Below are 6,908 nucleotides of genomic sequence, written 5' to 3'. Positions count from 1 at the left end.
GCCTCGAGATACGCCGACACGATCGCCTCGGCGGCATCCTCCACGAATACCGACATGCAGCGTGACCTGCACGGATGAGATTTCCGGCAAGGGCATACGCGAGAGTGCCGACTCGAGCGACGAGGCCGACGACCGCCAGTCCCGGTGCAGGCCTCCGACCAGGGCGGATGACGTTCTCGGCAAGCGCAAGGCCACCCGAGTCGAAGAACCGCCGACCAGCGCCCCGCTACGACGTGGGTAAAACGGCCAGACGACCCGAGTCCATCATCGAACGTGATCGGCTCCGACCATAAAGATCAAGATCAGGAGTCGGTGTTGCTCAGGTCTTGGATGCGGGCTTGTATCAGGGGAAGGATTTCGGTAGTGGCTCGTTCGACGGAGGTGGCGAGTACTTCGGCGTTGAGCTTGCGGTGTGGTACGTGGGCGAGTTTGTCGCGCAGTGCGATGGGGCCGCTGTATGCCTGTGTCACGGTGCCGTGAGATGCCTGTTTGAGCATTTCGCCGAAGGTGAGCATGCAGTAGGCCAGGGCGAGGAGGCGCTCGTTTCCTGGCTTGGGTGTTCCGTCGCGGAGGATTGAGCGGGCTTGGTCGAGTGCTGCCGTTGCGTCGGTCAGGCGGAGCAGCTCCCGGTGTTCACGGTCGGTGCGTGTGTTGGTCACGCCGCCCCGCGGAGGTCGTTGAGAGGTTCGGTTTCTTCGACTTCCACTCCGGGGCCGCGTGGGACGACTTCCACGAGGGCGCCGAGCATGCTGGACAGGTCTGTTTCGAAGCTGGTGATGTCGAAGTAGGAGCGGTCGGGGTCCAGGGTGGCTACGAGTTCCCCGGGCTCGGCGCTCAGGGCGAAGGAGTGCAGGCCATGGCGACGTCCGAGTTGGTGGATGGTCGTGGCGTTGGCGCGGAGCTTTGCGGTGGTGGCCGACCTCACAGCTCATCCTCCCTTGCAAATTTCGGGCACCGGAATCGACAGGAGCCAGAATATAGGAGTGTGGTAGCAGGATGGGCCTGCTCGGAAGGGGCGCTGGGAGCGGTGTTCTCTTGCTCCGTACGGCGGTGTACGGCCCCGTGACACTCTGCTACAGAGTGATACGGGTCGTCGCGGAGAGTTGTCGCTGGGCTGGGGGTCAAGGGGTCGCAGGTTCAAATCCTGTCGTCCCGACCAGCATCATCGCAGGTCGGAGGCCGTTTCCGCGGGTAGCGGGGGCGGCCTTAACCGTTTCCGGGCTGGGAGCAAGTGGGAGCCCTCTGGGAGCTCTCGTGCTCCCAACTCGCAGACGTGTCAACGGTGCCCGATTCGTCCGTCACTCGATCAGGTAGACCTACAGCGCCGTACCGCGCCCGCGTGCGCCGTCGTCAACCGCAGGCCCCGATGTCACCCGATCGATTCGGATGCTCTCTGCATCGAGAGGCATAAGAACCCCTTGTCGGTTCTCGACCCCCTTTCGGGGTGGGAGCACGATCTCGTGCTCCCCATGCGACAGGGGAAAGCTGTGGGCTGAGGGCCTCGGTCGGCGTGTTTCCGCAGGCAGCCGTTGCTCGGGTGTCCCGGCCGCAAGATGCCTGCCGTGTCAAGACGAGGTAATGCCCCTTGGTGTTCGCCGGCAGACGGGGCACTCCCAGGGCGTGAGCGCCCTATCGGGCTCTGTAGCGCCGTAGCGAGACAGCCGGCAGGCGCCCTTGCGCGCTAAATAGTGTGCCAAGCGACCGCTGGGCTGGCTGCAGAGGGTCTTCGCGGGTGGGCAAGGCTTCGGCCCGGTCGTCCTTGGGATGGAAGGTCAGCGGGATGGCCGGGCCGTGCCTGGCCGGTGGCGCGCGAAGTGACGAGCTGCTGGCCAGGGTATTGCGACAAATCTGGTGTTGCCGTTACGCGGTGACGGTGGGTTGAGCCTCCCGGGCCCGGCCCAAGCCCAGGACTCGCTCGACCGCGGCCCGCAGATTGTCGTAGCGGATTCGGCTCCGGGGAATGCCTCTAATATGCGGGTCTCGGCGTCAAGCCACGGGTCGTGTTGATCAGCTCGAAGGCTCGTTGTCAGTGGCCGCGGGGATACTGACGTCGTGAAGACGTCCTCCGCCACCACAGCCAGCTCAGCCGAACCTTCCCCGGCCTGGGTCGAGTCGATGGGCGGCCCGCTGATAGCAGTGCCGGTTTCCGCCTTGGCCCGGTGGCGTGGTTGCACAGAGTCGGGGATGGTCGTCGGCGACGGGAACGTTCGGGACGACTATGACCGCGCCTGCGAGGTAGAGGGTCTGGCCGGAGTGATTGCAGTCGGCGAGGAGGGTGCCCAAGGACTTGTCTTGGCGGACGAGCCCGTCAGCAGCTGCTATCTGCCGGAGCACCAAGCGTTCGTCCGCTGGCTGGGCGCCAACTGCGAGGTGAATCTGATCGCCGCGGCAGAGGCGGTGCTTACTGATCCCACCACCGCGTGGGAGGAATGCGGTGTCTGGGAGACGGATGGCCCGGCGGTGCTCATGGACTCCGTGACAGGCGGGGACGAGCTGGGGGTCGAGTACCCGGCTGGCGGTGGCCTGCCGGAGCAAGCGCCCGTCCCGATTCGGCCCGGCCGCTGGGCAGTCCGCGCCGTCTATGCCTCGCCGATCGAGGAGACCTCGGTCGGGGTGATCCAGCTTCTGCCTTGGCCGTCGCACTGACCGAGCTGCATCGTCGGTGTGTGAAGGAGTTCAGGACGCTTCTCCGTCCAGTCGGCTGAGCAGTCCATCGAAGATCTGCTCGCGGGCGACCTGTCCCTTGGCTGCCGCGTCGTCCCGCTGGCGTTCGAGGGTGGGCCGGAACTCGATCGTGGTGACGAAGAACGTGCAGGACTCGCAGATCGACTCGAAGTGGCAGTCCATCTCGACAGGGCGAGCGCAGTAGCCGTTGCCGAGCATCCGGCGGTGCATCTCCCGGCGGAGCTTGCCCATCTCCAAGCCCTCGGCGTCGGCCGGCAGCTGACGCGGGGCGTCGTAGAGTGCCTCGACCTTCTCTGAGACGGCGAAGGTACTCGTCGGCGACGGTCCGGTCAGCGATCCGAGCGTAAACACGCGTCATGGACAGCGACTTGTGTCCGAGCAATGCAGCGATGGCCTCCAGGGACATGCCCCTGTTGATCGCCTGGGTGGCCAGAGTGTGGCGGAGCTGGTGCGGGGTGACCCGGCCCAGTCCGGCCCGCTCGGCGGCCTTGCGGACGGCTGCCTCGATGCGGGAGGCGTTGACCGGGCGGCCATGGTCGGTGAACAGCAGGTTCGAGCGCAGGCCCTCGGGACGGTGCAGCAGCCAGTCGTCCAGCAGCGTCTTTAGCTGCGGGTGAAGGGGGACGTAGCGGTCGGTGTGCATCTTGCCGACCGGGACGCGCAGCCAGTAGGCGGAGCCGATCTGCACCACTGCGTCGATGGTGAGGCCGAGCATCTCGCTGCGACGCATCCCGGTCCGGGCGAGGATCTCGATGGCCAGCCGGGCGAACGGATCGGGGTCCTGGCGGGCGGCGGCCAGCAGCTTGGCGGCCGCGGCGTCGTCGAGGAAGCGGGGCAGCGGCTCGTCCGCGATCGGGAAGTCACTGTCGAAGACCATCTGGCGGGGTGGACGGTCGGAAGCGTCCCACTCGTCCAGGCGGTGGAAGAAGCCGCGGAGCTTGCTGAGGCGGTCACGGACGGTGTGCCTATGTAGCGGGCCACCGCGGGCGGCCGGCCGCTCCAGCAGCCACTGCCGGTAGCGTTCGATGTGCCCTCGCCTCAGCTCGGCGACGCAGGTGACGCCCGTGTCTTCGGCAGCGATCAGCAGGGCGAACTCCCGCAGCGTCAGCTCGGCGTTCTTCACGGTGCCCGGCCGCATCGTTCCGGCGATCTGCCCCAGGTAGTGCTGCATCGTGTCCGCCATCCCAGCTGGGACACGGCCCCATTCTCGGGCCCGCATGTCGGCGCGGTCCGGCGAGCGTCGGCGAGGCAGCTGGTCGCTCAACTCGCAGTGGAACAGGGTCGCTTCCAGGTTGAACAAGGCGGTCGGCAGAGCCTTGACGCCACGGTTTGGGATGCGGCGAGCCGCTTCCAGCAGTAGGCGACGTCCCTCGTCCCAGTCGCTTTGCTGCAGCTCGTGTGGTTGCCTGCCGAACAGCGCGATGAAGTGCGCCAACAAGTTGAACTGCGTCATGGCCACGGTGTCGCGAAAGCCCAGCGTGCGGGCGGTCTCCATGAACCGCAGGTGCAGTTCCGGCTCCGTGCGCGCGAGCACGATGCCCAGACGAGGGCGGCGAGCGACCAGGTAGTCCGCCCCAGGCTGCATGCGTGCGGTGACCGAGAGCCAGCTGATGAACCGGTGGCTCTCGTGGTTGAAGGCGAGCTGGCGTTCCAACGACAGTCGGCAGAAGCCGGTCAGATCGGGGACTTGGGCAAGCAGTGCTCGGGCACCCCAGCGGACCTTGTGGTCGGTGTTCATGCCCTGCGCGGCCCGGTGGGCGAGGTAGGACTCGACCAGGTCCGGGCGCACGATCGGCAGCGCGGCGGCGCGGACCCGGCCCATCAGCTGTCCGCCCGGTCCGCGTCGATGGCGGCGCTGGCCTCAAGGTACTGCTCGACGAGCCAGGCGTTGGCCAGGTGGATGTAGACGCGGGTCGATTCGATGGAGCGGTGTCCGGCCTGGGCCTGTACTGCTTCCAGGGCCATGCCCGCCTCCCGTAGCCGGGTCAAGCAGGTGTGCCGCAGCTGATGGCACGTCAACTTCGGCAGTCCCGTCCGCTTCCGGACGCCGTCGAGGATCTCGTCCAGGCCGTCGGCCGACAGCGCCCGGCTGCGGGTCGGTCCACGCAACACCACGAACAGGCGGTCGTGCTCGGCCGGCGGACGCTCCCGGTCGAGGTAGTCGCCAACCGCGCTGAAGAACTGCGCGGAGACGGGTATCAGGCGCTGATGCCCGCCCTTGCCCTCACTGATGAAGACCCGACGCTCACCCGGAGACAGGTCGCCCAGCCGCAGGCCGAGCACCTCGCAGCGACGCAGTCCACCCAGCAGCATCGCCAGGACCATGGCCCGGTCCCGCGCGGTGTTCAGTGCACCAAGGACCGTCTCGACCTCGCCCGGCCCGAGGACGCGCGGAAGGGTGCGGGGCGTGCGCAGCAGCGGTGCCCCGCGGTTACCGCTGCGGCGGCGATTGGCCAGGCCCGTGGGCACGGGGTTGCGGTCGATGGCGAGGTCGTCGCGGGTCATCAGGTAGCCGAACAGCCCGGAGATGCTGGCGAGCCGGCGCTTGATCGTCCGGGCCGAGAGCCCCGCCTCACCGTCCTCGAGCCGGACGACCTTCGGCCCTCGCCGCGGTTTCTTCTGGGCGGTGATGAACGCGAAGATGTCCGCGGTGACGACGTCGGCCGGCTCTTTGGGCACCACCGAGAAGAAGACCTTCAGGTCGTAGGCGGTGGCCAGCAGGGTGTTCGGCCGGCAGCGTGCCGCCACGAACTCCAAGTAGTCGTCGACCAAGGCGTGACCGAGCGATGCCGCGGGGTTGCCCGAGGCATCGACGCGTCGTACCAACTGCGGCTGCCAGGGAGCAATGCTCAAGACCTGTGGATCGGTTCCGGGAGGAACGCGGAGGGCGTACCTTCCCGGATGATCCCGTGATGGTCATCGAGTAGGCCGACGTTCGCAGCGTCGGCCGGGAAGGCACGCCCGTGCTCACCGTAGTCAACGCCGACGGCTCGACGAAAGACGGCTCCTTGCTGGACGAGATCGTCCGCGAGGGCGCCAGGCGGATGCTTGCCGCCGCGCTGGAAGCCGAAGTCAACGCCTACATCGCCGAGTTGACCGAGGAGAGGGACGAGACGGGGTGCCGTCTGGTGGTCCGCAATGGCTACCACCAGCCCCGGAAGGTCACCACCGCCGCCGGATCGATCGAGGTCAAGGCCCCGCGGGTGAACGACAAGCGCGTCGACGAGGCCACCGGTGAGCGCAAGCGATTTTCCTCCGCGATCCTGCCGCCCTGGTGCCGCAAATCCCCGAAGATCGCCGAGGTGCTGCCGCTGCTCTACCTGCACGGCCTGTCCACCGGCGACTTCATACCGGCGATGGAGCAGTTCCTCGGCTCGACGGCCGGCCTGTCCCCGGCCACCGTCACCCGGCTGACAGCCCAGTGGCAGGCCGACCACGCCGCGTTCCAGGAGCGCGACCTGTCCGCCACCGACTACGTCTACGTGTGGGTCGACGGCATCCACCTGCGCATACGCCTGGACCAGGCCAAGGCCGCCGTCCTGGTCGTCATCGGGGTCCGCGCGGACGGCACCAAGGAGCTGGTGGCCATGACCGACGGCTACCGCGAATCGTCCGAGGCCTGGGCGGGCCTGCTGCGGGACTGCGCGCGCCGCGGCATGCGGGCCCCAGTCCTGGCCGTGGGCGATGGCGCGCTCGGCTTCTGGAAGGCCCTGCGGGAGGTCTTCCCTGCCACCCGCGAGCAGAGGTGCTGGGTTCACAAAACGGCCAAGTCCTGGACACCATGCCGAAGTCGGCCCAGGCGGCGGCGAAGAAGGCCCTTCAGGAGATCTACAACGCCGAGGACCGTGAGCACGCCGAGCAGGCCATCAAGCTGTTCGCCAAGCTCTACGGAGCGAAGTTCTCCAAGGCCGTGAAGAAGATCACCGACGACCAGGACGAGCTGCTGGCCTTCTACGATTTCCCGGCCGAGCACTGGATCCACCTGCGGACCACCAACCCTATAGAGTCGACCTTCGCGACCGTCCGGCTCCGTACCAAGGTCACCAGGGGCGCCGGCAGCCGAGCCGCTGGCCTGGCCATGGTGTTCAAGCTCGTCGAGTCGGCCCAGGCCCGCTGGCGGGCTGTCAACGGCGCGCACCTGGTGCCGCTGGTCCGCGCCGGGGCCCGCTTCGAACGCGGTCACCTCGTTGAACGGGCCGAGACCTTGGCGGCTTGAGATCATT

At 67.5% G+C, this 6,908-nt stretch carries 4 protein-coding genes and 2 pseudogenes; 2 read left to right on the top strand and 4 right to left on the bottom strand.

What is annotated here, in order from left to right; genetic code table 11:
• Positions 1–302 precede the first annotated feature (302 nt).
• Together ACFV2X_RS46310 and ACFV2X_RS46305 are read right to left on the bottom strand one after the other, a co-directional pair.
• A complete protein-coding gene (locus tag ACFV2X_RS46310; protein ID WP_385628133.1) occupies positions 303–659 on the bottom strand; it encodes a hypothetical protein in 357 nt (118 codons plus the stop codon).
• Complete coding sequence (locus ACFV2X_RS46305) at positions 656–925, bottom strand: hypothetical protein (RefSeq protein WP_385628131.1); 270 nt, start codon at positions 923–925, stop codon at positions 656–658. Before ACFV2X_RS46305 ends, ACFV2X_RS46310 begins: the two co-directional genes overlap by 4 nt.
• Positions 926–2,115: 1,190 nt before the next feature.
• On the opposite strand from ACFV2X_RS46305, the pseudogene ACFV2X_RS46300 reads away from it, so the two are divergent.
• A pseudogene (locus ACFV2X_RS46300) lies at positions 2,116–2,544 on the top strand (Imm21 family immunity protein); the annotation flags it as partial.
• Here ACFV2X_RS46300 and ACFV2X_RS46295 read toward each other — a convergent pair.
• Both ACFV2X_RS46295 and ACFV2X_RS46290 read right to left on the bottom strand, forming a co-directional pair.
• Positions 2,465–3,562 (bottom strand): tyrosine-type recombinase/integrase, encoded by a 1,098-nt coding sequence (locus tag ACFV2X_RS46295; RefSeq protein ID WP_385628144.1) that lies wholly within the window; start codon positions 3,560–3,562, stop codon positions 2,465–2,467. The pseudogene ACFV2X_RS46300 and the gene ACFV2X_RS46295 sit on opposite strands and share 80 nt — an antisense overlap.
• A gap of 944 nt (positions 3,563–4,506) precedes the next feature.
• Positions 4,507–5,538: a tyrosine-type recombinase/integrase gene (locus ACFV2X_RS46290; protein WP_385628129.1), complete on the bottom strand. Its 1,032-nt coding sequence runs from the start codon at positions 5,536–5,538 to the stop codon at positions 4,507–4,509.
• 110 nt (positions 5,539–5,648) lie between these two features.
• Here ACFV2X_RS46290 and ACFV2X_RS46285 point away from each other — a divergent pair.
• Positions 5,649–6,901, top strand: a pseudogene (locus ACFV2X_RS46285) (IS256 family transposase).
• The last annotated feature ends 7 nt before the right edge of the window (positions 6,902–6,908 follow it).

This window comes from Streptomyces sp. NPDC059679 (assembly GCF_042734105.1).
Taxonomy (GTDB): Bacteria; Actinomycetota; Actinomycetes; order Streptomycetales; family Streptomycetaceae; genus Streptomyces.
This window is presented reverse-complemented; position numbering and strand designations above follow the sequence as displayed.

Bases quoted from the DNA above. Each gene is read 5' to 3' on its own strand.
- ACFV2X_RS46295 (WP_385628144.1), bottom strand. From the start codon at position 3,562: ATGGTCTTCGACAGTGACTTCCCGATCGCGGACGAGCCGCTGCCCCGC.